The 25,634-nt window shown below is 41.2% G+C and carries 20 protein-coding genes; 11 read left to right on the top strand and 9 right to left on the bottom strand.

Annotation, left to right across the window (positions count from 1 at the left end):
- Nucleotides 1-4 precede the first annotated feature (4 nt).
- From OPS25_RS01920 to OPS25_RS01900, 5 genes are all read right to left on the bottom strand, one after another.
- A complete protein-coding gene (locus OPS25_RS01920) occupies nt 5-970 on the bottom strand; it encodes a sulfotransferase family protein (protein WP_265615959.1) in 966 nt (321 codons plus the stop codon).
- Nucleotides 971-1,100: 130 nt separating this feature from the next.
- Nucleotides 1,101-2,555: a lipopolysaccharide biosynthesis protein gene (locus OPS25_RS01915; RefSeq protein WP_265615958.1), complete on the bottom strand. Its 1,455-nt coding sequence runs from the start codon at nt 2,553-2,555 to the stop codon at nt 1,101-1,103.
- A 35-nt stretch (nt 2,556-2,590) separates the two neighbouring features.
- Nucleotides 2,591-3,841: a glycosyltransferase family 4 protein gene (locus tag OPS25_RS01910; protein WP_265615957.1), complete on the bottom strand. Its 1,251-nt coding sequence runs from the start codon at nt 3,839-3,841 to the stop codon at nt 2,591-2,593.
- Between the two features lie 5 nt (nt 3,842-3,846).
- Nucleotides 3,847-4,989 (bottom strand): glycosyltransferase family 4 protein, encoded by a 1,143-nt coding sequence (locus OPS25_RS01905; protein WP_265615956.1) that lies wholly within the window; start codon nt 4,987-4,989, stop codon nt 3,847-3,849.
- Nucleotides 4,990-5,023: 34 nt separating this feature from the next.
- Nucleotides 5,024-5,812, bottom strand: coding sequence for a sulfotransferase domain-containing protein (locus tag OPS25_RS01900; RefSeq protein ID WP_265615955.1), 789 nt, complete (start codon nt 5,810-5,812; stop codon nt 5,024-5,026).
- A gap of 226 nt (nt 5,813-6,038) precedes the next feature.
- Here OPS25_RS01900 and OPS25_RS01895 point away from each other — a divergent pair, with 226 nt between their 5' ends.
- Nucleotides 6,039-6,872, top strand: a complete 834-nt coding sequence (locus OPS25_RS01895; RefSeq protein ID WP_265615954.1) for a sulfotransferase family protein — start codon at nt 6,039-6,041, stop codon at nt 6,870-6,872.
- Nucleotides 6,873-6,934: 62 nt separating this feature from the next.
- Nucleotides 6,935-7,552, top strand: coding sequence for a sulfotransferase family 2 domain-containing protein (locus tag OPS25_RS01890; RefSeq protein ID WP_265615953.1), 618 nt, complete (start codon nt 6,935-6,937; stop codon nt 7,550-7,552).
- Here OPS25_RS01890 and OPS25_RS01885 read toward each other — a convergent pair.
- Complete coding sequence (locus OPS25_RS01885) at nt 7,549-8,628, bottom strand: glycosyltransferase (RefSeq protein ID WP_265615952.1); 1,080 nt, start codon at nt 8,626-8,628, stop codon at nt 7,549-7,551. The genes OPS25_RS01890 and OPS25_RS01885 overlap by 4 nt on opposite strands.
- 2 nt (nt 8,629-8,630) lie before the next feature.
- Entirely contained in the window at nt 8,631-10,088 is a 1,458-nt protein-coding gene (gene xrt, locus OPS25_RS01880; RefSeq protein WP_265615951.1) for an exosortase, read from the bottom strand.
- A 188-nt stretch (nt 10,089-10,276) separates the two neighbouring features.
- Here xrt and OPS25_RS01875 point away from each other — a divergent pair, with 188 nt between their 5' ends.
- From OPS25_RS01875 to OPS25_RS01860, 4 genes are read left to right on the top strand one after another with little or no spacing between them, the layout of a single operon-like run.
- Complete coding sequence (locus tag OPS25_RS01875) at nt 10,277-11,425, top strand: glycosyltransferase family 2 protein (RefSeq protein WP_265615950.1); 1,149 nt, start codon at nt 10,277-10,279, stop codon at nt 11,423-11,425.
- The gene (locus OPS25_RS01870; protein ID WP_265615949.1) at nt 11,422-12,621 is read left to right on the top strand and encodes a DegT/DnrJ/EryC1/StrS family aminotransferase; all 1,200 of its coding nucleotides are present in this window, start codon (nt 11,422-11,424) and stop codon (nt 12,619-12,621) included. The genes OPS25_RS01875 and OPS25_RS01870 overlap by 4 nt, the downstream gene beginning before the upstream one ends.
- Nucleotides 12,621-13,946 (top strand): FemAB family XrtA/PEP-CTERM system-associated protein, encoded by a 1,326-nt coding sequence (locus OPS25_RS01865; protein WP_265615948.1) that lies wholly within the window; start codon nt 12,621-12,623, stop codon nt 13,944-13,946. The genes OPS25_RS01870 and OPS25_RS01865 overlap by 1 nt, the downstream gene beginning before the upstream one ends.
- Nucleotides 13,947-13,948: 2 nt before the next feature.
- On the top strand, nt 13,949-14,968 hold the full coding sequence (locus OPS25_RS01860) for a GNAT family N-acetyltransferase (protein WP_265615947.1): 1,020 nt from the start codon (nt 13,949-13,951) through the stop codon (nt 14,966-14,968).
- Here OPS25_RS01860 and OPS25_RS01855 read toward each other — a convergent pair.
- Nucleotides 14,962-15,831: an XrtA system polysaccharide deacetylase gene (locus OPS25_RS01855; RefSeq protein ID WP_265615946.1), complete on the bottom strand. Its 870-nt coding sequence runs from the start codon at nt 15,829-15,831 to the stop codon at nt 14,962-14,964. The two genes, OPS25_RS01860 and OPS25_RS01855, sit on opposite strands and share 7 nt — an antisense overlap.
- Before the next feature lie 179 nt (nt 15,832-16,010).
- Here OPS25_RS01855 and prsT point away from each other — a divergent pair, with 179 nt between their 5' ends.
- Nucleotides 16,011-18,764, top strand: a complete 2,754-nt coding sequence (gene prsT / locus OPS25_RS01850; protein WP_265615945.1) for an XrtA/PEP-CTERM system TPR-repeat protein PrsT — start codon at nt 16,011-16,013, stop codon at nt 18,762-18,764.
- Between the two features lie 530 nt (nt 18,765-19,294).
- Here prsT and OPS25_RS01845 read toward each other — a convergent pair.
- Nucleotides 19,295-20,707, bottom strand: coding sequence for a TIGR03013 family XrtA/PEP-CTERM system glycosyltransferase (locus OPS25_RS01845; RefSeq protein ID WP_265615944.1), 1,413 nt, complete (start codon nt 20,705-20,707; stop codon nt 19,295-19,297).
- 151 nt (nt 20,708-20,858) lie between these two features.
- Between OPS25_RS01845 and OPS25_RS01840 the strand changes: the two genes are divergently transcribed.
- From OPS25_RS01840 to OPS25_RS01825, 4 genes are read left to right on the top strand one after another with little or no spacing between them, the layout of a single operon-like run.
- Nucleotides 20,859-21,500 carry an XrtA/PEP-CTERM system exopolysaccharide export protein gene (locus OPS25_RS01840; protein ID WP_265615943.1) on the top strand — a complete coding sequence of 214 codons (642 nt, stop codon included), beginning with the start codon at nt 20,859-20,861 and terminating at the stop codon, nt 21,498-21,500.
- Nucleotides 21,501-21,518: 18 nt separating this feature from the next.
- Nucleotides 21,519-23,081 carry an XrtA system polysaccharide chain length determinant gene (locus OPS25_RS01835; protein ID WP_265615942.1) on the top strand — a complete coding sequence of 521 codons (1,563 nt, stop codon included), beginning with the start codon at nt 21,519-21,521 and terminating at the stop codon, nt 23,079-23,081.
- Nucleotides 23,081-23,968: an XrtA-associated tyrosine autokinase gene (locus tag OPS25_RS01830; protein WP_265615941.1), complete on the top strand. Its 888-nt coding sequence runs from the start codon at nt 23,081-23,083 to the stop codon at nt 23,966-23,968. The genes OPS25_RS01835 and OPS25_RS01830 overlap by 1 nt, the downstream gene beginning before the upstream one ends.
- Complete coding sequence (locus tag OPS25_RS01825; RefSeq protein WP_265615940.1) at nt 23,949-25,607, top strand: hypothetical protein; 1,659 nt, start codon at nt 23,949-23,951, stop codon at nt 25,605-25,607. The genes OPS25_RS01830 and OPS25_RS01825 overlap by 20 nt, the downstream gene beginning before the upstream one ends.
- Nucleotides 25,608-25,634 lie beyond the last annotated feature (27 nt).

Here is a 25,634-nt window from a genome sequence, read left to right as displayed (position 1 = left end):
TGAGTTAGTCCCCATCTTCGAGACGCTCTGATGTGCGCTTAGAAAACCAATGAAATCCGGAAAGCGCCCTTTTCGCCATAATGTGTATATAAAATAGTGAGTAACGCGCCTGAAGTGAAAGCGACCAACCCGAATCCGACGCTGAGTAACCAAGTTGGGTAAGCGTATCTGAACAGCCAAATGTGAAATTTTTAACCATTTCTGCGTCGGCGTTTCTCCACCTTGCAACCGGCGACCTGTTATCTTCGTTGCCCAATTTGCCAAAAGCGCTATTAGATTTATTCGGATCTAATGCAGAACTTAAATCAAATGCATTTTTGTCGGTATTTAAAAAAGAAGCCATCTCTTGAAGACTTTGCTCTGGAGCGGATAGAAAATCTTCGTATCTTACGATCATGACATTACTTTTTACCGCGGAAAAGCATTTCTTATTGATAAGTTTCCAGTTAAGTAAGGCATAATGAAGTCGGTCAGTGTGCTGCTTAAAAGGAGCTGGTGAGCTTATCCAGCCCAACTTTTCTTGTGAGATAGATACGTCCCTACCGTCCCTTACCATCCAAATAAATTTTGCGTTATGAAATTGTTTTAAAATGTCTTGAATGTGCCCTGCATTAGCTGGGGTACTATCCACAATAAAATGGCTTTCGCTCTTCACTGTCATTTTATTGAGGAAATTGATTAGCAGTTCAGGGTAGGATCGACTTTGTTCGAGTACCTTCGTGAATTCTTCTTTCGTAAGATTAGAACGTTTAAATTGCCTGGATGAAAACCAATCGGCAAGAAACTTGTCTTTTCTGCTATCAGAGCTGAAAATATTTCCGTAACGTTTGCGGCATACAGACATGATTAGCGTTTCGGCCCTGTATTCACAAAATAGTGGGTGTGAAGCCAGAAGCTTTCCTATCATAGTTGTGCCAGAACGTGCAGATCCAACTACAAAAACCGGCTGAAAACTTTCATTTCCTTTCATATCAATTTGTCCTACTTAAACATCTTTTGACGTTTTTCACAATTTCCGCCCAACGCTAAAGGACTGTATCTCTTTCACGCGTTTAACCCCTTCAATCAGTTAAACTCAATTCATTGTCAAAACTACGTACTTATCTTTTAATCGCAGCAAAGAGGAAGTGACGAGTATCTTTGTTAGAAAAAACAGCAATAGTAAGCGCACCCCCAATCAGTAATATACCCAAAACCGATCGTGTTACGAGTTCGGTGTAATTCAAATCAATACTTAATAAAGGTTGCAAAAGAATTACTGCTAAAAATGAAAGCACGATGAAGGTAAAGGTCTTGGTAAAATCATAACCTAAGTCAAACTGTTTCTTTGAAAGATAAACATTTAGTAAAAACGTAATTGCTGAGGATAATAAATAACCATACATTGCTCCGACTATGCCGTAAAAATACGTAGCAATGGATAAGAAAATCACAATTAATACCGCATTTAACCACGTTACATTAGCCATAACTTTGGTTTTCTCTGTATATAGATATGCAAGGTTATACATATGGCCCAGGTGCATCAATACGAAGTGAAAGCAAAGCATCGGGATCAAATCAACGGAAGGGTAAAAATCAGGGGCTACCATCATTTTAAGAACCAAAGGTGATAAAAATGAAATGCCAATTGCGCTCATCACTAAAACAAATGAAATGCACTGAAAAATTAACGGAAACTCATCTCTGCGTGATTCATTATTTACGATTTTAAAGCGTTCGGTTTGCCACCAGTGGGAAAATGGAGTCCAAACTATGAGCGAAATGATCATCCCGAACTTATTGGCTAATTGATACAGTCCTACATCAGCTACACTAGCTAATTCTTTGATGATGAAATGAGAACTACTCGTGACAAAAACACTTCCTAGGCCTGCGAACCAAAGCGGCCAAGTAAATACAAATAAAGGTTTAACTAAACCTTTATCGACCGATATATGACATACCTTGAAAGTATAGACTAATGAAAGTAAAGCGAACAGCAATGAAACTATTATGGAACTATATAAAACACCTACCAATCCAGTTTCCAAAATAACCACGAAATATATGTTCAGCGATAGTTGTATGAATAGCCTTATTAGAGATGTGAAGAAAAAGAAAGCGATATGCTCTTTCAGACGGAAAAGCATCATTACATATGATTCGATCGTGGATGTGCATAGTATTACAGAATACATTGCTACTACGGTAGCAATGTCTTTCCTCTCTAACACATATTCACTAATAACGGGAGCACTGAAATAAAAGGCAATTACACCCACCAGACTAATTGGGACAGTCAGGCTCAATGCTGTTACAACAACGCTGTCTCGGTCTTTCTGCCGTTCTTTGTCATAATAGAATTTCGGAATCGCCCGTCCGAATTGTGCGGCAAGAAATAGTTCAAAAATCGAAACCGTAACCAGCAGTAAAGAGAGCACTCCATAATCAGCTGGAGAAAGATAGCTAGTGTATATAGGTAGCATAATAAAGCTAACCAACTGTCTTATCATTGTTCCAGCAGAAAACCAATAGATTGGCTTCTTGTTAAAAAACGCGTTTATATTGCCCATAAACCCTCGATTAAGGAATAGTTTCTTTCGGTTAACTATTCTCGAACTTGGCGATAGAAGTTATTCATTTTTCTACCAATAGCGGTAAGTGAGTATTGTGTTTCCACCCATTTCCTTGCCGCATCTTGTCTTTGTCTCCAGGAGCTCTTGTTAGCTAGAATTTTTTCTACACTCTGTGCAATTGCTTGGCTGTTTCTATCTTGGACTAAAAAACCATACTTGCCTTTATCAAGACATTCGCTGATCCCCCCACTGTCACAGGCTATTACATGTAAGCCAGTTGCCTGGGCCTCCTGTAAAACCACACCCTGTGTTTCTTCCCACAAACCATCTGGAGACCGTAGGCTTGGCAGTATGAAAATGTGAGACTTTCGATAAATTTCAGTTAATTGTTCGTCAATTAAGACCCCGTACATCGTTACATGATTGGCAATACCTAACTCTTTAGCCTTATTTTGCAAATACTCACGATTCGGACCGCGACCAACGATGTGATAATGGACATCGAAGCCTTTTTTAAGGAGGTTTGCGACTGCATTAAGCACGTAGATATGACCTTTTTCGTGATCTAATCGACCTACCGTGAGAAGATTCAATGGCGCATTTTCGGGTGGGGCACTGGGACTATATTGCCACCTTTCCAAATCAATACCCTGTGGCACAATTATAAAGTTATCTGATTCACCACCGATCGCTTCATACTGCCTCCGTGCAAAATCAGTATTAACAAATATTGCTTTCGCTGCGCGAGAATATATGCCCCTTTGCTCACGCGAAATTGTCGGAACTCCAATCGGCGTTAACCCATGGAAAGTCTGCACAAAAGGCGCTCCGTTAGCCTTTATCAAAGGAAAAAGCCGAGTTCCTAGGGGTTCGCTGTGGGAGTGGATGATGTCGGGTTGTAGTGATAAAACAGGTGCGATTAGCATGTCTACAAGTTTATGCTTTAGTTTCCGATCACAACTATCATAACGCTGTAAAATCTCTAAAGTTCGTTTTCTAATATTCGCATCACGCATGGAAGAAAAAAACAGAGGAATTAGTTTCGATTTTTCCTTAGGTAAAGACCAATATTTTTTATGTAATTCGTTTTCTAACACGGCTGACGAGATATATTCTAGCTCCTCGCGGCGTGAAATAATTCTGTTATCACCTCCATGCCTACAAATTTCAACAAGATGATTAACTAGCCAAGGTTGAATGGGTGTTGGAAATGCTCCAGCTATGGTTAATACATTAAACCCATCAGGCCCCGCGGGTATAAAGGGAGTAAAATAAGAAAGCATATCTGCTACCTTCTCACGACATTTAAAAAAGCGTTTTCCAGCGCTGTGTGGGTAGAAGTAAGCGTGTACTTCTCTATGACATCCGATTTTCCTACCTTTCCATGCGTCACTCTCATTTGCTCATCTTCCAAATACAGAGCTAATGCTTCTGCTGCCCTCTCCTTATCTTTATCTTTGTAAACCTGTCCTGACTGCTTATCCCGGGTAGCAAGGCACACCGATGGATTATCGGGAACTACGACAGGCAACTCACTTGCCATGTATTCTAATATGGCGAGAGAATACCCCACTTCACCATTAGACGGATGAAATGCAATATGACAATTCTTGAAAAGTTGCTGTACTTTCTCTACCCGACCAGGAAAATAGCAATAGCTTTCAATTCCCCGCTGTTTAGCATACTCCTTAAAGTGTGCCAAGTCGGGGCCATCTCCACAGAACAAATAAACGAAATTATCCAATCCTCTACGGTTTACTAACTCCGCCACGACATCCAGCGCAAATTCAATTCCTTTGTACTTATTCGCCCGACTAGCAGTAACAATAATTTTTTTATCTTTTGGCAATTTGGCGCTGAGAGGATGTGGCTCTCGTATTAGTTGATTTGGTGAGAAATCTATACCATTTTGAATTGAATAACATCGCGAAGGTGCAACGCACGACACATCTTGCAACCTTCTTTTAACATAATCGGTGGCACCAAACGCTGCATCGACCTTGATTAACGGCATGTTTACTATGCAAAGTTTTAGGAATTTCTTCAACCCCTTGGGTTTTGTTCTCAACCCGGGAGTATGATCATGTACAATGATTTTTTCCACTCCAGCAAGCCGATACAAAGCGTATGTTATATCCGCCGCTCCATAGTCAGATAAATAAATAACTTTAACATTATGTTTTTTTATGAAGTTAATATTCTCAATAACCCTGCTAATCGTAGTAGCGCGAAAGTCAAAGTTGACCAATTCAATATCACTATTGGCTATTTCAGCAGGAACTGTATTTATTTGAGGATATGCAATTATTGTTGTGTACGACGCTTGATAAAGTTCGCTAATTTTAACCCAATAGCTTTCCATTAACCACCAGGCATAACCCACATCAGAGGGCCAGTTCGCGACACAAAGAATACTGCTATGTGAACTCATACTGCTCTATTTAACTAAGTTAAGATTATCTCTTTCATTCAGAACTTTCTTCGCTGAACTTGTTTTGATAATAATCAAACCAAGAGCGATCTTGTTCATACCCAAACTCAATGAGAACATTGAATAAATCTGGACATTCACTAAATTGTTCGTAGATGCGTTGCTCAAACCGCTCGCTTTTCCATCGAGCTTGTTTATTCACTATCTCCTTACCCTCGAGTACCAATGAAGGATCATTGGCCTTAAACCGTCCTTCATATTGATAAGCTAACTTATCTTTCACTTCATGATATTTCGAAAACTTACCATGAAAGGGTAACTCGTATTTGGCATTAAGCTCGTCCTGAATACTGTCAGGAGTTCGAACTAGATCTTCGTATCGAACTATGGTGGCATCTTTTCTTTCACGAACTTTAAAAATGTTTTGGGTTATTTCCATTACCCCCGCCCCTTCATATTTCCATTTGGTGAATTCTTTGTTCTGTGGCCAGTAACTATTATCATATCCAATAAAGTATTCGTCGCTATATATAGGATGACGCGAGGTAATGACATCTCGAATGTCTCGGATAACAATTATGATTACAAGATCTTTCTTATTAACATTCAATTGGTCCACCCAAGCAAGGTGGTTTATATCTAACGGTGCTTTAGACGCTATATTTCCGAATTTATGAATAAGATAAATGTAATACTTTTCAAAAGGAGTGAATTTGAAGTGGTTATTTAGAGTAGCGGACATCATGTTATAAAATAAAGATGTGCCCCCTCTCGGATACCCACAAACGATGAGCTGAGTTTGTTTAACACCAATACATTTCAAAAAGTTAGATAGAATACCACTACACCATAATCTAATTTTTTGTAATTTCGAGTTTTCAGGAATGTTTAACAATACGTGCCTCTACCTAAAATACTTCACCAAAGTATTCTTTGAAGTTTTTACTTTCTGATTAAGCGCTTACCCATGACCGTGCGTAAAGATACTACATATGGTTGAAGTTCTCATCACTTCATTTATCATTGGCTAAAAATTAGAAGTAAGTAGTATGAAAGGAACACGTTTCAGAGAAGTAACCCGCGAAGCTTTGGGCAATATTCTTCGTGAAGTAAAAATTGCGATTAAACCTTTACCACGTCCCGATAAGTGGGTTTTTATTGTTGGCTGCTATAACTCAGGTACAACTCTTCTTTCCGAACTGATAGGTCGACATCCAAGTGTTTCAGCCCTCCCCACTGAAGGACATTTTATCACTGACCAGTTTAAGAAAGATTACGATTTGGGGATTCCTAGAATGTGGGTGGATCGTGAGGATATGTTTAGGTTGACCGAAAATGATGAAGGGCCAGATGTTGTACGTATTAAAAAAGAATGGGGAATGCGACTTGATTTGAGTAAACGTGTCTTAGTGGAAAAGTCTCCTCCTAATACCGGTCGGACTCGGTGGTTCCAAGAACATTTTGAGAATGCACATTTTATTGGCATTGTCAGAAACGGGTACGCTGTTGCTGAAGGCATTTCACGGAAAGGCGATCCAAAATCAATAAAAGACGGCTGGCCAATTGAAAAATCCGCTTGGCAATGGGCTCGGAGCAACCAGATAATGCTAGATGATGCTGAACACCTAACTAATTTTCACTTGCTACGTTACGAAGACTTGGCTGCTTCGCCAAAAGGTGAACTGGATAAAATTGCTCGATTCCTATCATTGCCTTCTTTTCCAGACATTTCTCAAGAAAATTTCTCAATCCATGAGCGTAATGACAGTGTTAAAGACATGAATCAAACCAGTATTGAAAAACTTTCGGCAGCAGACATTGCAAAAATCAATACGATAGCTGGTTTCATGCTTGATCGCCTCTCTTATGAACGCATCGCGTAAATTAGGTCAATACGTCGAAATTGAAGCACTTTAAGCAATATCTTTCTGAATATGGTAAAAAAATGAAAAAAATTCTTGGCCAGACAAAACTAAGAGTAAGAAGAAAAATTAAGCTATTGAGGCAGGCCTACCTAGATAAGTTTGTCTTCATTCATATTAATAAAACTGGCGGTAGCAGCGTAGAAAAAGCGTTAGGCCTTCCTTTTGAGCACAAAACTGCGTTGGAAAAAATAGAGCAGATGGGGCGGCGAAACTGGAATAAAAAAATAACCTTCGCTGTCGTTAGGAACCCCTGGGACAAGGTTGTATCTCACTATCATTATCGAGTTAAAACTGATCAAACCAATTTGGGTAATAAACATTTGGATTTTAAACAATGGGTTAAGCGAACTTATGGTGAAAACGATCCCCAATATTATGATCAGCCCATGATGTTTATGCCTCAACTAGACTGGATTGCGGACAGAGACGGCAAATTGTTAGTGAATGAAATTATTCGTTTCGAGAACTTAAGCGAAGAATTTAATCGCCTTGCGGAAAAGTTGGGCGTAACTGCCACCCTACCCCATGTTAAAAGATCTAATCGGGGGAATTATCGCGATTACTATGATGACGAAACTCAACAAATCGTTGCTGATTGGTTTGCTAAAGATATCAAGCAGTTTGATTATCGCTTTTAATCTTTCAGCAACGTCTGATAGAGATTCAACACCTGTTGAGCATTTCGACTAGCAGTATATCGCTGCGGCAACTCAACCAACGGCTGAGCTTTAGCAATAAATTGAGTAGTTTTCGCATAAGCATGGGGTGAATGCTCAGTAACTAATCCTTGGGGGAATGCGGTAGTTAGTAGTGGAACTAATCCACCTACCGCGTGGGCTACCAAGGGCGTGCCTAACGTTAAACATTCTAAAGAAGTCATGGGCAGACCTTCGTGATCTGATGTCATCACGACAACGTCCATCGCTTTAATCCAACTTTGGATTGCGTTGGTATGACCATGAAAAGTAACTGTTTCATCTAAGTTGAGTTGATGAGATTGATGTTTTAGCGCTGCCTCTAAATTCCCTCCTCCAAACACGTGAAAGTGGTACCTGGCTTCTTCATCGTTGGAATCAACAATTAACTTCGCCATATCAAGAAACAAATCCACACGTTTAACAGGCTCTAATCTGCCGACAATGCCGATATGCTTATAAGAGTCATCAACGTTTATTTTTGTGGTTTCAGCTCGGAAGAGTGTATCTTGTACATCTATTCCATTCGGAATAGTGTAAATATGTTTTCGGCGGAAATTAGTCGATAGTTTTTCCGTTAATTCCTCATCAACCGATATAAGGGCATGCTGAAGATTACGTCCACAGAACCTGTCTATTTTAGATTGCACTCGCTGCTTGAAAGAAAGAGAGAACTCAGGGCTGCCATGCACCGTTCGCACACATGGTTGTTTGCTTGTTAGCATATTAGCGATACTGCCTACTATATGTTCTTTTTGACGATGTGTATGAACAATATTTGGGCGCAATCTTGCCAATTGAATTTTGACCTTTTTAATAAGGGAAAATATTCCATTTTGAGATTCGGATATTACTATGACGTTGGCTCCAGCTTGCACAAGTTCGTCTGCGAGCCGGCCTTCATTAAATATTATGACGCTTACCTTTGCTCCGCTGCTAATGAGCGCTTTTAGCAGCGTACAAATTTGCACTTCCGCTCCGGCCCATAAATCACCAGATGCAATATGAAGAACATTCACTGCTAATTTACCTCAACTTCAGGTATTGCATTGACAATATCTCCATGCACTTGCAATTCTTCCTCTATGCCATTGCAGTATCTGTCACACGAAACATGTAAAACAACTGCACTAGCGAACGGAGAAGAAAACACTTGCCGTAATTGAGCTAACTTAGTTTCTAACCCACCAGTGGTAAAAGTATTAGCAACTTTATATCCCCAGTAAGCTATCCCCATTTCATTAGGAAGCATTGCGGCATTTAATTCACCAGCGTTAACCTCTACTTTTTTTCCATTCTTAATCCCTGGTCCATAGCGATTAGCAAAGTAAATGAGCTCCTTTCCTTGTTTTTGTTCCCTAAACGTTAGTATGGCCAACGTTACGTCAAGCCCATTAACATTCCCCGCATAAATATGCGAATAGTCAGCGCCGGAAATTTTAATGCCGTAATTTTCGCTAGCTTCTTGTACCTCAGTGAGCCCTTTGAATTTCTCAGGTAGCGTTATGTTTACAATTTGCGATGAGGAACTCTGGTCATCCAATAACTTTATTGTTAGGGGCATGGCAGAAAATGCAATGAGTGTTATCGAAAATACGGCAACTAACTTTCCTGAAACTGAAAGCTCGCCCTTATTATCCGCAGGCTGAAAATCAATGTCTTTCACTTCTAACTTACGCATGTAGAAGAAGTAACCCACCGCAAATAGGGCAAATATCACCCAGCCAAAAAAACCATGTTCATGTACTAAGCCGCTTTCCATTTTGCTGTAGTATCCGATAAGAATAAGCAACCAAACTCGCAGCCAGTTTCCAACCAGAGACAAGATCACGATTAAACTTATTGCCCATAACTTCAGCGAGGTTTTGCGTAAATTTAAGTAGCTGTAAAATAGGCCTATACATACTCCGGCAAGTAAGTAGTTCACTCCTGCACAACCATCGGAAATACGCATGACACCATACGGAAGGTGGATATCATACCCTTCGATATATGCCGTTATACCCTGCCACCTCAATAATGTCGTTACCACAAGAGACGTCAAGTCTTGCAGCGGAGTGATAAGGAAATCGGCCACTGGCAAAGCAAGATAAAGGGCTAAAATGGGAACAAACGCTTTAAAGCTGTTTTTAACCCCCACTAATGCTAGCAAAGCGGTAAACAAGAGTACGGGAAGTAACATTTGTTGAATAAGTAGCACCTGGATAGCGTTTGACGCCACCCAGACAATTCCCGCTGCCAAGGCCAGTGGGATAGCTAACAGCGAAGGCTGGTGGTAAAGCCAGCGTTTATCAACGAAAAGTGCATAAGCCACAAATCCCAGCAAAATGTACCCGTGCGAATAGGTATGATTATTTTGTGACCAAAGGGTGTGAATTGATTGAAAAGTGTCCGGGATGATGAAATAGCAAACCACACCAAATACGCTAATAAACAAGAATGCCAACCAAATTGGCGATAAATTACGATCTTTTTCCATGGATACTACTTATTCTATTAACTTCAACGCCAATTTCATCATGTACGAAAAAGGCAACGGCTGCTGGTATAATACTCACTCACTGATTTTGTGCAATCTTTGCAAATGCTGTACAAATCATTGATTGCGAATTTAGCATTTAGCAGGGTAAAGTATACGGATAACCTTGAGGTATAAGATTAAGTATTATGACGTTTTTGTTTTGGCTTCTGCTGTTACTCTCTATTTTTAGTTATTTTATCTATCCGCTAGTCCTCACATTGCTGGTAAAGTTCAGAAGTTTACCATCGCATTACCGTCAGGAATTTTCCGAAGAGGAGTTACCTAACGTGACAGTTATTGTCACTGCCTATAACGAAGAGAATCGGATTAGAGAAAAAATCGAAAATACACTTTCACTACGTTACCCTGCCGAAAAATTAACTTTATTAGTTGCATCGGATTGCTCAACAGACAGTACCGATGAAATCGTTAACTCCTACTTTGAACAAGGAGTTAAGCTAGTACGCGCACAAGACAGACTCGGCAAGGAAAACGCCCAGTTGCAAGCAATTCAAACAGTTGAGGAAGGCATAATTGTATTTTCTGACGTCGCCACGCGTATAGAAGAAGACGGGATCGTTAAGCTGGTACAATATTTCAGTGATCCGCAAGTGGGTGCAATTAGCAGTGAAGATCGCTTTGTGAGTAAAGATGGTACTGTGGCAGGTGAAGGGGCCTATGTTAAATACGAAATGTGGCTACGGAAACAAGAATCTCTTTTAGCCGGTTTGGTAGGATTAAGCGGGTCATTTTTTGCTGCACGAGTAGAGGTGTGTGCAGAATGGGATATTCATTCACCCAGTGACTTTAATACAGCTTTAAATTGTGCCAAAGCAGACTACAAAGCTGTTACCGCACCGGATGTGTTAGGCTTTTACACTGATTTGGCCGATCCAAGTAAAGAATATGCTCGAAAAATCCGTACCGTTATTAGAGGGATGACAGCACTTGAGCGTCACCCTGAAGTGCTCAATCCATTTAAATTCGGTGCATTTTCCTTTCAGGTGATTAGTCATAAACTGCTGCGCTGGACTGTTCCCTGGACATTGCTTGGTTTGTTCATAGTAACCCCGTTTTGCATGGGAAAAGGTGAAGTCTTTTATACGTTTGCTTACATTGCGCAAGTGATTTTTTATGGCATCGCGTTGTTTGCGCACTGGTTGCCAACGTTGAGAGATAACTCATTAATTAAGATCATATACTTTTTCACACAAGTTAACATCGCCCTACTGGATGCAGGTATTCAATTTTTATCTGGTAAACGCATGACAGTCTGGCAACCTTCTGCAAGATGAGTTTAAAACAGCTTCCACCCGTGGGCACGCCCGTGCACACGGGCTCTAGAAATATATCAGCAGAGCCACTGACGATACAGTTTAATGGATTTTTACATACCTTTTTACAGTCGGGCACAGCTGCGTTAGCGTTGGCGCTGACCCAACTGGTTAAACGAGCTGACAACGTAAACAGGAACGTAATCATTCCAGGATATGGGTGTCCTGATTTAGTGGCCGCATGCGAATTTGCTGGAGTCCAGGCTGTTAGCGTTGACTTTGATCCTAATCTATACCAATACGATTTGACTCAAATTGAAAAACTTGATGGATCGCTTTTGGCGGTGATTTGCCCTTCCCTACTCGGCATCTCCATGCCAATCAAATGCCTGCGCGAAATACTAAGTGATGATGTTTTCATTATTGAGGACAATGCTCAATGGTTTCCTGAGCATGAGCAAGCTGCACAGCGTGTTGAAAATTTACGTCAACTGGGCTCTTATCAGCTTCCTACTGACACCCAGTACGCTGACTTCTTCATTACTTCTTTTGGAAGGGGTAAACCGGTCAACTTAATGGGAGGTGGCTTACTCGCATGGCAATCGCGGTATCAGGACTGGTTTGAAGGATATCAATTAAATGATGTTAAGACCAAGCATCTGAAGGTCGATATCAAAACCCAGCTAAAGGCTCGGTTATTTAATATAGTTTGCCATCCCATCCCTTACGGACTCCTTGCGCGGATCCCCGCGCTGAAACTTGGCGTTACGGCTTACCATAAGTTAGACAAAATAACCGATATGGAACGTGAGAAAGTCAGTTTGGCTGGCACAGCGATTCAACACTACTTGTCACAGCCCCAACATATCTCGGAGCTTTTAAAAAAGAATCTTCCCTTAGCTTGGCCTCAACAAGCGGAAAATAAGAGGCTTTTGCGTTTACCTTTACTGGCCTCCAGCAAGGAAGTTCGCGATGCTATTGTAACCCAATGCAATGCACACGGACTAGGTGCCTCGGTCATGTATGAAAAACCATTAATCGATATCGAAAATGTTCGGGATAAAGTAAGCACACCTTTTCCTACGCCTATTGCAGAAAAAGTCGCCAATGGTTTTTTCACCCTTCCGCTTCATCCAGGTGTTACAGTCAAACACGTTGAAAAAATGATAAAGATTATCACCCCCTATTTTAATGACCTGAACAAGGTACCTCAATAATGGTAAAGGATGCAGTGAAGAACACTAACGATAAGTTGGATGAGCTTAAATCCGTTATTAAAAATCTAAAGAATGAAAAAGGCAAAATCGCCCGCCAATTTAAAGATGTAGAGGTCGGTAGTAATGATCACCAAAGCCTCATTCATTCTATGCAGAGAGTAAGCGAAAAATTAAAAGAACATGAAGGCGACCTAAAAGCGCTGTTAAAAAGCAAAAAGTCAGCTAAAAAAACGCCGAAAGACAGGCTAGTGTTACCGGCACAATTTGCCCAGTTAGACGATGTCTACACTGGTGAAATCACGGTAAAAAAAATTGTGTCGCCCGCCGAAAAGGAGAAATGGTGGCAGTATGTGGCGAGTTCTAACCGTTCGTCGCTTTATCACTCCCACGCCATTTATCAATTTTATTCTACTCAACCCCATTTATGCTATGAAATATTTGGTGCCTGGTCGGAAGATGGCGAACTACTTGGCGGCCTCCCAGTGGTCGTTATGTCTACCCCCTTGTTTGGGAAGTTTGCGGTATCGTTACCCTTTTTTAATTACGGTGGCCCGTTAACCTCCTGTAAACGGGTGTTTGCTTCATTATTAGAAGCTTATGACCAACACGCTAGGTCAGTGGGCAGTAAATACGCTGAGATCCGATCCACCACTAAAACCGATAGAGCCTCATCCTTGAAGAAGGTATCGATGTTAAGAGCATTGCCTGGCGACATTTCTCTTTTCGAACAACAGATAGGCGCTAAGGTAAGAGCCCAAGCTAAAAAAGCGGAAGAGTATTCACCTACATTTAAAGTGGGAAAGGAAGAGTTGCTTAACGACTTTTATAAAGTTTTTTCAACCAACATGCGTGATTTAGGCACCCCCGTCGAACACAAATCTTTTTTTCGATTACTGCTGACACAATTAGAAGACAACGCCCAACTCATTGTAGTGTATGTCCGTAATAAAGCGGTGGGTGCAGCATTTCTCACTACCCATAATGACATGATGGAGATCCCGTGGGCATCAACGTTGCGTTCGGCGAACAAAATGAATATAAACATGTGGATGTATGACCACATCCTTAAACATGCCATAAAACTTAACATGAAATGGTTTGATTTTGGCCGTTCTACCAAGGACGCGGGAACCTATCGGTTTAAAAAGCAGTGGGGTGCGAAACCAGTTCAACATTATTGGTATACGCTGGCGACAGAGACGAACTCAGAACAAAGTCTGAATCCAGACAACCCTAAATTCAAATTAGCCATTGCAGCCTGGCAGCGCATGCCTGTATGGTTAGCAAATAAGATTGGACCTTTTGTCGCTTCTCAGTTGCCTTAATTATGGAATTACACGGAAAAATACATCGAGGCCATGTGGCTTTCGAAGAGCTAAAAGATGAATGGCTCGCTTTACAGGAAAAGGAAAAAACCACCCCCTTTATTCAGTATCATTGGTGTCTCAAGTTAGCCAGTTATGAAGCGCAACCGATTTTAATTTCTATCTGGCATGGTGCGAAATGTGTAGCAATATTGCCTCTTGCTAAAAAGGTGGTCATTTCAAAGATTCGAATAGAAGGTTTAGTTCATCTTTGTCAGCGCTTTACCGACTATCAAAGTATACTCTTAGACTCAAATTATGTTCTAAGCGATTGCTTAGATGCCGTTTTTGCTGCGCTAAAAGCGTCTTCATTTCAATCGTTACCGCTTATTTTTCATTATCCCGACCAACATCTCACAAGTGTATTGATCAGCAGTGCGAATCGATTTGGACGATTGAGAAAATTTCAGCGCTGGGAGCATGTAAGTTATTCAACCCAACTGGGACCGGTGAAAAAGAAGGTTATCAATGACGCCGCTCGAAGACGAAAGAAACTTGAAGAGAAAGGTGAACTGACTGTTTCTCTTAATTTAGGCTATGACGAAGATGTCATCAACTGGATCCTCGATAATAATGCCGCCAAATATGGTGAAAGTGCACTTACAGCCATCCATGACCGCAATGAGATCCATGAGTTATTAAAAGCGAGTGTTCCCTTCTTGCACGTCGCCTGCATAAAGCATGAGGAAAATATTATTGCAGCTCACCTTGGTTTTATTGTTCAAAATTGTCTTTATTACTACGTTCCAGTAATAAACTCCAATTACAGGCAATTTTCACCAGGGATGATTATGCTTGAACAAATATACAAAAACTTTGCAGAACTGAATATTACAAAAGTGGACTTTTTACGCGGGGTAGAATCCTATAAATACAAATGGGGCAACAAAAAACAAAAAAAATTCGCCTTATGTTGCCTTCCTGAAAAAGTCAGCCCGATGAAAGAGGCAATCTTCAGTTGGTGGCTAAAGCGTAATCAGTAATCGCCATTGGCCACTTTTTGCCAGGAGCCAAATTGGGGGTATGTTTGGGTGAGGTACGCCTCAGCCATGGTTGTCCATTTGTATCTTTCACACAACTTCGTCAATTTGCTTAACGCACTACGCTGGTTCACATGATGTCGAAAGCTAGATTTAAAGTTGCTCTGGATTTTGGGTTGTTCCGGATCAAATTCCCATGGATGGGTATAAAAGTTCGCCACAGTATTCACATCACTTTTCTGGAATAGCCAATTAAAAATAGCAAAGGGAAGCAAGCGAAAATACCCTCCTCCTCCTGCTGGGAAGACACGATTTCGCCACATAGCGGTGGTGACAGGAATTTCTAATAAACCATTAGCGAGTTTGTATGGATGCTTGGGCGCATTTGGCACTCCATACAGGTCGTGATTAATTGGGTAACTACTGGAGCTATACTCATAGCCCGCTTCAGCAATTAAGTCATGTGCCCAGTCGTTATCAGCACTAATAGAAAAACAAGGGGCTCTGTAACCCTTCACTGCACACCCTGCAATATCTTCCAATAACGATTTCGCCTTGGAGATATCTTCAAAAAACACATCGCTGTTTTGCTTTGACAAATGCTGATGCATGAAGCCATGACTGGCAATTTCGTGCCCTTCAGCTACGATGCGTTTGACAATCTCAGGATGTGCTTTGGCAATCCAGCCTAAGGTGAAAAATGTGGCTTTAACATCCGTTTCCGCAAATACCGAAAGCAACTTGTCCATTTGGAGTGCAAGACGGGATTCATATTTCGACCATTCGCTAATTGCAATGTCCTGTGCAAAAGCTTCAACCTGGAAGTACTCTTCAACATCCACTGTCATTGCGTTAACATTTGCCATAGATTCTACTTTTTATTACTTACATGAGTTACAGTATTGACTTGGATATTTGTACGCAGCACCATCCAATCAGGATTGTTTGATGATCAGTTACCTATATCTTCCTGTACAAGAATAAAAAACTATATTCTTGCTATTTGGCTCATTGTAAAGAGATTAGCGTGTAAAAGGAAACATTTATGCTTAAGAGAACGTTCGTATTACCTTTGTTAATTGCTGCAAGCGTAGGGTGTACACCAGCGGTAAATCGCGATGAAGCGGTCGCTGATGCTGAAGCTGCTTTGGAGAGTGGACAATTAAACGAAGCTAGAATTAATTTACAGAACGTTCTGGTGGACAATCCCAACGATACTGAAGTTCGCCTGTTACTTGGTCAAATATTACTTGCCAATGGGAACTATGCCGGCGCTGAAAAGGAGCTAAAAAAAGCTAAACAGCTGGGTAGTTCTGCTCCAGAAGTTATCCTGGGTCTTGCTCGAGCGCAGATAAGACTGGGCGAATTTGAAGACGTGATTAAAGCCGATTTCGACGGTGCCAGTTTTTCAGCCGATCAGATTGCACAGATGTATGTCTATAAAGGCGTTGCTGCTTCCGCGTTAAATAATGAAGAAGAAGCGCTGGTGTTCTTTGAAAAAGCCGCCGCGGCGGGTGAAGACTCTACTTACTCTCAACTTGGTAGCGTCTATGTCACGTCTAATCAGACAAGCATGGACGAAGCAATTTCTTTGTTAAATGATTTGGCAAAAACCAGTCCTGAAGTTGCTGAAGTTCATCTACTGCTAGGTCAACTTAATTTAAAAGCCAATAAATATAACGCGGCGGTGAAAGCTTTTAGAGATTATAGTGATATGCAACCTGAATCACGTGAGGCTAAGGTCTTATTGGCTGGGGCTCTGGTGCAAGCGCAAGAATTTGACGAAGGTAAAAAACTGACGGAACAACTCCTCAAAGAATTTCCTTCCCACCCTTACGTGAACAAGTTGGGTGCGATTATCGCGTTTAACGAAAAAAATTATAAAGCAGCTAAACGAATGATCGATATCGCGGTTCAGGCTGGCCTGCGTACTGAAATGGCCTTAGTGGTAAAAGGGGTTAGCGATTATCAGCTGGAAAATTACGAGCAATCCTATCGCAGTTTAAAAATGGTAGCCGATAAATTACCCCCCGATCATCCTGCCAGACGGTTGTATGTTTTGACGCAGATTCTACTGGGTTATGACCAGGAAGCCTCCTCTACGGTTAAAAAGTGGGATAACTTGACGAGTCAGGATGCGAGTATCGTAGCTATGTTAGGCACTAACCTGGCACGTTCGGGAGAAGAGTCTAAAGCCCGCGAGTTGTTAGCCGAACTTCAATCGATAGAGATAAATTCCGCAGAAGATATTGCTCGACTAGGGCTTCTTAAAATACAACTTAATGACATGTCTGGCATCAAAGACCTAGAAAAAGCTATTTCCCAAAATACAAACTTGCAAGGGGCAAAATTAGGCCTAATTGACGCATATTTGAAAAGCGGCGATGCCAATGCCTTAATGAAGTTTGGTCAGCAATTAATTGCCGATAAAGAAAACCAACTTCTGGGATATAACACTATTGCCCTCGCACACCGCGAAGCAAATGAGCACGAACAAGCAGTAGAAGCATACAAAAAAGCCCAGGCTATAGATAATCTCAATACGCCTTCACGCATTTATTTTGCTAATCAGGCACTGGCAGAAGGGAACCGGGAAGCAGCGATCAATCAGCTTAAACCCCTTGTAGAAGGAAAACCAGAGTACTTGCCCGGCGTTAAAATGTTGGTAGGTATTTATGCGATGGATAACCTATCCAAAGGCATTGAGACCTTAAAACAGGCGATTCAAACCGCTCCCAACAATTTGGAACTCAAAGTATTGCTAGCCCAATTATACATGCGACAAGGGGATCACGAGAAGGTACAAAGTGCCTTAAAAGTCGACGAGGATCGCCTCAAAAGTGCCCCTGACGACTATTTTTATACCCGTCTGGAAAGTTACCTTCAGCAAAATAAAATCAATGATGCTGAAAATTTACTGGCGGATTGGGTACGAATCCAGCCTAAAAATGAAGTCGCTGCTTTAGCTCAGATAAGCTTTTTCAAAAATGTTGATAAAGAAAGCAAATTATTGCAATCAATCCAACGGGCTATTTCCGATATTCCGCAATCTGCGAATCTCAAAGCGATAAACATTCGCTACTTAATTGAAAAACAAGACCCCCGCAGAGCCAGAATAGCATTATCTAAGTTGCCTGCGGATTTTAGAGAGTCTGTAGTTGGGGAAGGGTTGCGTGGTCATATTCTATTACTAGAAGAAAAACCGTCGAAAGCATTGCCATTACTTCAAACGTTTTACGAAAGTGCGCCAAATCTTTTTAATGCGAAAGCTGTTGCCATTGCCTTACGAGCGACAAATCAGCCCAAGGAACTATTAACGTTCTTACGCTCCAGAGTCGAAACTCATCCAAATGACGTGTATTCGCGAAACCTTTTGGCTAATTTGGTCATTTATCAAGAACCAGAGGCGGCAAAAGAGCAATATCGTACTATTCTGCAACTGCAACCGTCTAATGTCATTGCTGCCAATAATCTAGCTTGGCTATTAATGAATGATAAAGAATATAACCAAGCGAAGAAAATAGCTGAAAATGCCTTGAAACTTCAACAAGATGTCCCTGGCCTGTTAGACACTTTAGGACAAATCGAAGCTAAGATGGGTAACACTGATAAAGCGGTAGATCTTCTAGCTAAAGCCTACAGTATAACTCCTACTCCCAACATAGCGTTACACTATGCACAAGCGCTTTTGGCGGTAGGTGATAAGACGCAGAGCCGCCAAGTGATTGAAAAAATAGGTAGTGTCGATAACCAACAGCTTAAAGAAGAATTAGAAGTGCTTCGCGCCGAGCTCCAATAATTGATTGGTTAGTCTAAGTCTATTCTACTCCACGATGTGGCAGCCTTTATTCATTACATTCAGAATCAAAGGCTGCCCGTGAAGGATGCATGTGCTGATTTCCCTTATGCAATCTGTAAGATTGCAGTCAAAATGCGAGAATACAACGTTAATCTATATTCACGCGAAGATTCTCTCCCACTGAGATAAGCTCAGCTCTCCTCAACCTGCTGCTCCATAAGCAATAGATCAGGTGATACTTCCCAAACTCCCTTACTCGTATAAAGAGAAAATCTCTGTGCAGCAGATAATCTATAATACTTTGGCTAAGGATGGGGCAATGAAAATAAAAAGCAAATTACGTGTTATGTGTCGACCTAGAATACGGTGACAGTTTTTAGGACTGGACATTAAGAACAAATAAGGCATCGCATCTTGTCATGCTTTACTTGTGAGACCAGCAAGTTGACATTTTTATCTGCCTCCAATAAAAAAGCCAGTCTGCAATGCTGACTGGCTTTTTAAAACGCATAACCGTTTAAAATGAATCGTTACCGACCTTTACCAAACAATACAACTTCGACAGTGCGAATTAAGATCAAAATATCCAGTAACATACTCTGATGTTTGACGTAATACAGATCAAACTTTAATTTTTCCATCGAGTCTTCAACGCTGGCACCATACGGATAATTGAGCTGTGCCCATCCTGCTAGCCCTGGCTTAACATTATGGCGCTGATTGTAGTATGGGACTTCTCTAACTAACTTCTCTACAAATTCAGGGCGTTCAGGTCTGGGCCCAATGAAAGCCATCTCACCCTTGAACACGTTAATTAGTTGTGGAAGCTCATCGACGCGATATTTGCGAATAAAATGCCCTATCCGGGTCACTCTATCATCATTCTTACTGGCCCATTTCGCACCATCTTTCTCTGCGTCAGGCCGCATGCTGCGAAACTTTATTATATTAAATAGCTTTCCATTAAGGCCAACTCGTTCCTGTTTATAAAAGACCGATGTGCGGGTGCGCCTGCCGTCATCCAACCAGATAATCAGGGCGGTGAGTAACATGAAAGGCCAGGTGAAAAGAAGGACAAATGTCGCCAGGAAAGCATTTAAAAAATAATCTAAAGCATCTCGTAAATAGTTTTGACTTTGAAAGCCATTCGAATAAATTACCCAGCTAGGGTACATTAAATTAACCACAATCTGGCCCGTTTCACGTTCCATAAAGTCAAGTAAGTCGGTTACTTCCACGCCGCGCAAGCGACATTCAAACAATACATCGATGGGCAACGTGCCGCGGCGCTGATCACAGGCAATCACAATCTCCTCAACATCATTATCCGCGATGAATTGCTGAAAATTTTCATCAACCTTTACATGAATGATCTTTTCTTTGCGAATTCCGTCTTCACGGTTATCGCCGGGAATCGGGATAAACCCAAGTAGTTCAAAGCCAATTCGATCAACATCACGGCGCATTCGTTTTTCTATTATTGAAGCACGTTCCCCTGCCCCAAGAACTACGATGCGCATTTTCCCCAGACCTAGCAATCCTAGTCTATTGGTGAAGTATCTAAACACAACAAGAGTTATGATAATCGTACAAACCGCAGCAGGAAGAAAATACGGATGCATCATCAATGCGTCGAAGAATGTGCGGCTGATTAATTCTACAAAGAAATAACTCAACCCCACACTGACAAATATTCGTCTGATTATTCCTCTGAATGTTTCTCTGAGTTTGGTTTCATACAAACCTACTGACAAAGAACATATCAATATTGCGATAGTTAACATTCCTACATTAACCATCAGCTTTTCAATAGGAACCGAAGGGCTAATATTAATTTGAGCAAGGATAAAGTGTGTAATATATCCCATGTAAGCGATTAATAAAGCTTCTGTAATAACCAGAATATTGGAACGCTTACTTTGATTACGCCTGTTTAGTGCCACCCTTGGCCCCCTAATTTTACTTCTAAAGTGAACATAATAATGATAATTATTGTAATAGACTACAAATGATGATGGCATTATAGTGGTATTTACCGTAGGGTAAATTACATTACGATAAAAATTTAACCATTCGAGCGCAGGATGATCTCTTATGTACTGTTCTAAATCTTTATTATATATAGCACTTGGAACCTCAATTACGCTTTTAGCAGGTTGCAGCACGTTAAATTCAAGTTCAACCTTACCTGAAGCAAGCACGCACGCATCACTTACCACTGATGTGAGTGAGTATCAGTATTTAATTGGTCCTGGCGATACGTTGAATATTTTCGTTTGGCGAAACCCTGATATCTCAGGCACGTTTACTGTAAGACCGGATGGTAAAGTTACTACATCGCTAGTAGAAGATATTCAGGTAGCAGGTAAGACGCCGACTCAGCTCGCTAGAGAAATAGAAGATAAATTATCTACATATATCAATAACCCGCGAGTGACGATTAGTGTTAATTCGTTTTCTGGACCGCTCAGTGAACAGGTTAGGGTGATTGGTGAAGCCATGAATCCTAAAGTTGTTAATTATACTAAGAATATGACGTTGCTTGATTTAATGATTGCGGTAGGCGGTTTGACCGAGTTTGCAGATGGCAACGATGCCAAGTTGGTACGAGTGGTTGATGGTAAAAAACGAACATTTGATATAGATATAGATGATCTTATTCGAAAAGGAAACATATCTAAGAACGTGGATATTCTTCCTGGTGATATTATTATTATCCCAGAAGCTTGGTTCTAGCAGCATCGGAACAAATTAATGCAGGATTTACAACCATCTATAAACCAGTTGCTCGACTTTTTGAAGGGCATCTGGATAAAAAAGCGCATCATAATAATTTGCTCATGGATAATCTGTCCAATCGGCTTTTTGTATGTAGCAACATTACCTAATCAATATCAGTCAAACGCGACTGTCTATGTGGATACTGGCTCACCTTTAAGGCCTATATTGCAGGATATTGCAATTCAAACGGATCCAAGGGAAGAGATTCAGATGATGGCGCAAACGTTGTTGAGCAGATCGAATCTGGAAACAATTGCCAGAGAAAGTGATCTCGACATAACTGTAAAAACTGACAGGCAGTTTAGTGATCTCATTGACCGACTTAGCGATGACATCACTCTCGAGTCTACTGGCAAAGATAATATTTTTACTATTAATTACCAACACCGAAATCCAAATGTTGCGCAGCGGGTTGTGCAGGAAACATTGGAACTGTTTGTTGAAGGTTCACTGGGTAACAATCGGCGGGATACCGATACCGCAGGACGATTCCTGGATGAACAGATAGCCGATTATGAAACTCGGTTATCTGATGCGGAACAAAGGTTAGCCGACTTTAAACGTAAGTATAGTGACGTCTTACCGCTTCAGGGTACTTTTTACAACTCATTGCTAGAGTACAAAAACCAGCTTGAAGCTACTCAATTGGAAATTGAGCAGACCCAGCGCCAAATTGAAACTGTCAAAGGGCAAATTTCTTCAAAAGTCTCGGATAGCTTTGGCGTTCGAAGTGAAGGCGATGTAGGTTTGCAAACTCGCTATGATGACCGCATCAAGGCGTTAGAGGATCAGCTGGATAATCTTACGCTTCGCTTCACTGATCAGCATCCGGATGTGATTGAGACAAAAGCTCTGCTCGCGCAACTTGAAAAATCTCGTGATGAAGAACTCCGGCAGTTTCTTGAAGAGCAAGGATTAGCTTCGGGTCAACCTGTAGGGGAGCTCAATAGTCAGCTTGCGTTGGAAGTGAGTCGGTTACAAAGCCATATCGCCTCGTTGAAAGTTAAAGAGAAAAGCTTACAAAATAAAATCACCAGCTTAGATTCAAAGGTGGATTTGGTGCCTCAAATCGAAGCAGAGCTTGCCTCTCTAAACCGCGATTATGGCATCACTAAGAAACGTTATGAAGAGCTGTTATCCAGACGAGAGTCTGCTGATCTTTCGCGTCGAGCAGAAGTCTCTGCTGAAGAATTCCAGTTTAGAATAATTGAGCCGCCGCTGGTGCCAAACGAACCAGCCGGACCAAATAGAATCTTGCTGTATTCGATGGTATTACTTGTTGGTTTCGGCGTGGGCGTAGCCATAGCGTTTTTAATAAGCCAGTTAGCTCCTGTTTTAGTAAGGGCTAATCAACTGTCCGATATTACCGAGTACCCTGTGTGGGGTGTAGTGAGTCATTTACATGCCGACTCGATTTTGAAGCGTAATCGTACGCATATGGCAATATTTGTAGCCTCATCGAGCGTTATTGTTCTAATGTATGGATTTCTGGTGAGTACAGTAATTTTTAATATACAGATACCGGGTGTGTTGTAATGAGAAGTACCATTGAAAAAGCGCTACAAAAGCAACGGGAAGCTCAAGCATTAAAAAAACAGCAGGATGTACCTACATCCTCTGCGAATGTTGCAGTTAAGCCAGAAGTGGAACGCCCCCCCGTATCACCAGTCCGCATCAGCGATACCGAATCTTTTGATATAGACTTTAAACGTTTGACAGAAAATGGTCTGGTTACATTAGATGGCGGGCGAACACAGATAAATGAAGAATATCGAGAGATTAAGCGTAAGCTTATAAAGAACGCTTTCGGTCCCCTCTCGAAAACACTTAATAACAGCAACATTATAATGGTGACGAGTGCCCGACCATCTGAAGGTAAAACCTTTACCGCGGTAAATCTAGCCTTGAGTATTGCTTCAGAACAAGATAAAACGGTTCTGCTCGTTGATGCAGATGTATTAAAGCCAAACGTATTGAATACATTTGGTTTACAAGGTCGAAAAGGCATTATTGAGTATTTAACAGGGGAAGTTGATGATATTGCTGATGTGTTATATCCCACAAATGCAGATAAACTGAAAATTATCCCAGCAGGTAAATCTCATCATTCAACTACTGAACTACTGGCAAGCAGAAAAATGCACAAGACAGTGGATGAATTCGCCAATAGATATCCGGATCGAATTGTTATAATCGATACCCCTCCTCTGATAGGAATTAATGAAACCGCAGTGCTGGCGAATTTTGCAGGACAAGCGGTTGTTGTAGTCGAAGAAGGAAAATCTAAGCTGTCAGATATTAGATATGCAGTTGAACGCTTAAGCTCTAATATGGCAATAGGATTCGTAGTGAATAAATCTATTGATTCCGATCCCGAAGGAGCTGGTTATTACGGATACTATTATGCAGAAGACCAAAATTAATAAGCCCCATAGTTTTAAGGCAGCGGTAAAAAGCAGTGTTATTGCTACCAGTATAGCATTAACAACTTTTCCCACTTTCGGTGCAGTTAATTTTGAGGCTAGTGTTGAATCAGATTTGATATATCAAAACATTGACTCCAACCGGCTAGGCAATAACGATGTGTTTTCTCTCCAGTTAAAGCCGGTAGTTGGAGCTCAAGTCGAAACGAAGTCTCTCAAAGGCCACTGGATAGGTTCTGTTACCCACCTTCAAAGAGAAGGATCATCGGCCCCTGACAGCGATACATTTCCTGAATATGAATACAACTTAAATTGGGAAGCTATTGAAAATTTCCTCACTTTTTCTGGAGCCGGCAACCTGCAATACAGAAATGTGAGTGCTGGGGATTTTTTGATTGCAGATAAGTTAAACAGTGATGACAATCTAGTTAGTGCTCAAACTGACCGATTCGGTGCGCGCTTGACTCTACTCCAGGGTGATTGGTTCAGGAGTGTTGCGTCAATTAGTTATGGAGAAACTGATGCAGACGATTCCTCTCTATTTAGAGATTTTGCTGTAGATAGTAAGAATTATAATGCTAGAGGAAGACTGTATAACGGTGATGAGGCTAAGCGATTGTACTGGGAGGCTAAGGGCTCTTATAATAAAACCGAACGTTCTTCTCGCGGCTTAGATGATTTTATTAGTCGGGATGCTAGCGCCTTTGCTGACACGCTCGTTTATGGCAACTGGGGTGTCAGACTTACAGGCTATCATGAGCAAAATGAAGTTTCTGAAAATCGAGCGGCGCTTAACGACAGAGATGAATTCTCAAGCGTTGGAGCCGGGGTTGTTTACCGACAATCGAGTAATCGGTATATTGCTTTAACAGTAAATGAGTCTATATCCGATGATCCGAATATTGATGGTGAACAATTCGTTGGCGCAGATCTAAAATGGGCATTTTCGCCCCGTACATCGGTAGATTTGGATTTAGGCAAAAATAATTACGGACGGCGGGCATCTGCTGCAGTTAATTATCAAACTAAATATACCAGCGCAAGCCTGGTCTATCATGACCGCGTTACCAACACGACTCGTTTACTTACAGAATCCACTCCAATCGGGATTTACGTATGTCCGCTTGATATTGGGACCCTCGCAGGGTGTGATGCGCAAGATGATCTAAGTTATATCCCTGTTGAAGGTGAGCAAGTTATCCCTATTTTGGAGGAAAATTTTTCACTGGACGATAGCGTAATTTTGCGCGAATCGTTAATCGCAACCGTTGGATATGAAAAGGGAAAAATGACCCTAAACGTCTCCTTCCAAGTGAGTGACGAAGAGTCTCTGGGACGTCAACTAAGTAGAGAGACTGACGCTGTATCGGTGGAGTCAAGATATCGCTTAAATAGAAATCTTTATTTTATAAATAATTTAGCTTACGCCATCTCAACTCAGCGTTCTCCCACCCTCACTGATGGTGAGACCAAAAATTTATCCATACACACGGGCTTCGATAAATACCTTAATCCCCGATTGCTTTTTCAGAGCTATTTAACCTTTTTAGATAAAAACGGAAATTATGGTTCTGGCAGATATGGCTCTGACTATAGGGATATAAGATTAAGTGTAGGCGTGCGCTATATGTTCGACTGATAAACCCACCCAGGTGACGAAACTGTA

Origin of the sequence: Alteromonas aquimaris, assembly GCF_026183695.1 — a bacterium.
Lineage (GTDB): Bacteria > Pseudomonadota > Gammaproteobacteria > Enterobacterales > Alteromonadaceae > Alteromonas > Alteromonas aquimaris.
Note: the sequence above shows the minus strand (reverse complement) of the source record. Positions and strands in the feature narration are given on the sequence as shown.

Coding starts and splice junctions, on each gene's coding strand:
- OPS25_RS01920 (WP_265615959.1), bottom strand. CDS start 970: ATGAAAGGAAATGAAAGTTTTCAGCCGGTTTTTGTAGTTGGATCTGCA.
- OPS25_RS01915 (WP_265615958.1), bottom strand. CDS start 2,555: ATGGGCAATATAAACGCGTTTTTTAACAAGAAGCCAATCTATTGGTTT.
- OPS25_RS01910 (WP_265615957.1), bottom strand. CDS start 3,841: ATGCTTTCTTATTTTACTCCCTTTATACCCGCGGGGCCTGATGGGTTT.
- OPS25_RS01905 (WP_265615956.1), bottom strand. CDS start 4,989: ATGAGTTCACATAGCAGTATTCTTTGTGTCGCGAACTGGCCCTCTGAT.
- OPS25_RS01895 (WP_265615954.1), top strand. CDS start 6,039: ATGAAAGGAACACGTTTCAGAGAAGTAACCCGCGAAGCTTTGGGCAAT.
- OPS25_RS01890 (WP_265615953.1), top strand. CDS start 6,935: ATGAAAAAAATTCTTGGCCAGACAAAACTAAGAGTAAGAAGAAAAATT.
- xrt (WP_265615951.1), bottom strand. CDS start 10,088: ATGGAAAAAGATCGTAATTTATCGCCAATTTGGTTGGCATTCTTGTTT.
- OPS25_RS01875 (WP_265615950.1), top strand. CDS start 10,277: ATGACGTTTTTGTTTTGGCTTCTGCTGTTACTCTCTATTTTTAGTTAT.
- OPS25_RS01870 (WP_265615949.1), top strand. CDS start 11,422: ATGAGTTTAAAACAGCTTCCACCCGTGGGCACGCCCGTGCACACGGGC.
- OPS25_RS01865 (WP_265615948.1), top strand. CDS start 12,621: ATGGTAAAGGATGCAGTGAAGAACACTAACGATAAGTTGGATGAGCTT.
- OPS25_RS01860 (WP_265615947.1), top strand. CDS start 13,949: ATGGAATTACACGGAAAAATACATCGAGGCCATGTGGCTTTCGAAGAG.
- OPS25_RS01855 (WP_265615946.1), bottom strand. CDS start 15,831: ATGGCAAATGTTAACGCAATGACAGTGGATGTTGAAGAGTACTTCCAG.
- prsT (WP_265615945.1), top strand. CDS start 16,011: ATGCTTAAGAGAACGTTCGTATTACCTTTGTTAATTGCTGCAAGCGTA.
- OPS25_RS01840 (WP_265615943.1), top strand. CDS start 20,859: ATGTACTGTTCTAAATCTTTATTATATATAGCACTTGGAACCTCAATT.
- OPS25_RS01835 (WP_265615942.1), top strand. CDS start 21,519: ATGCAGGATTTACAACCATCTATAAACCAGTTGCTCGACTTTTTGAAG.
- OPS25_RS01830 (WP_265615941.1), top strand. CDS start 23,081: ATGAGAAGTACCATTGAAAAAGCGCTACAAAAGCAACGGGAAGCTCAA.
- OPS25_RS01825 (WP_265615940.1), top strand. CDS start 23,949: ATGCAGAAGACCAAAATTAATAAGCCCCATAGTTTTAAGGCAGCGGTA.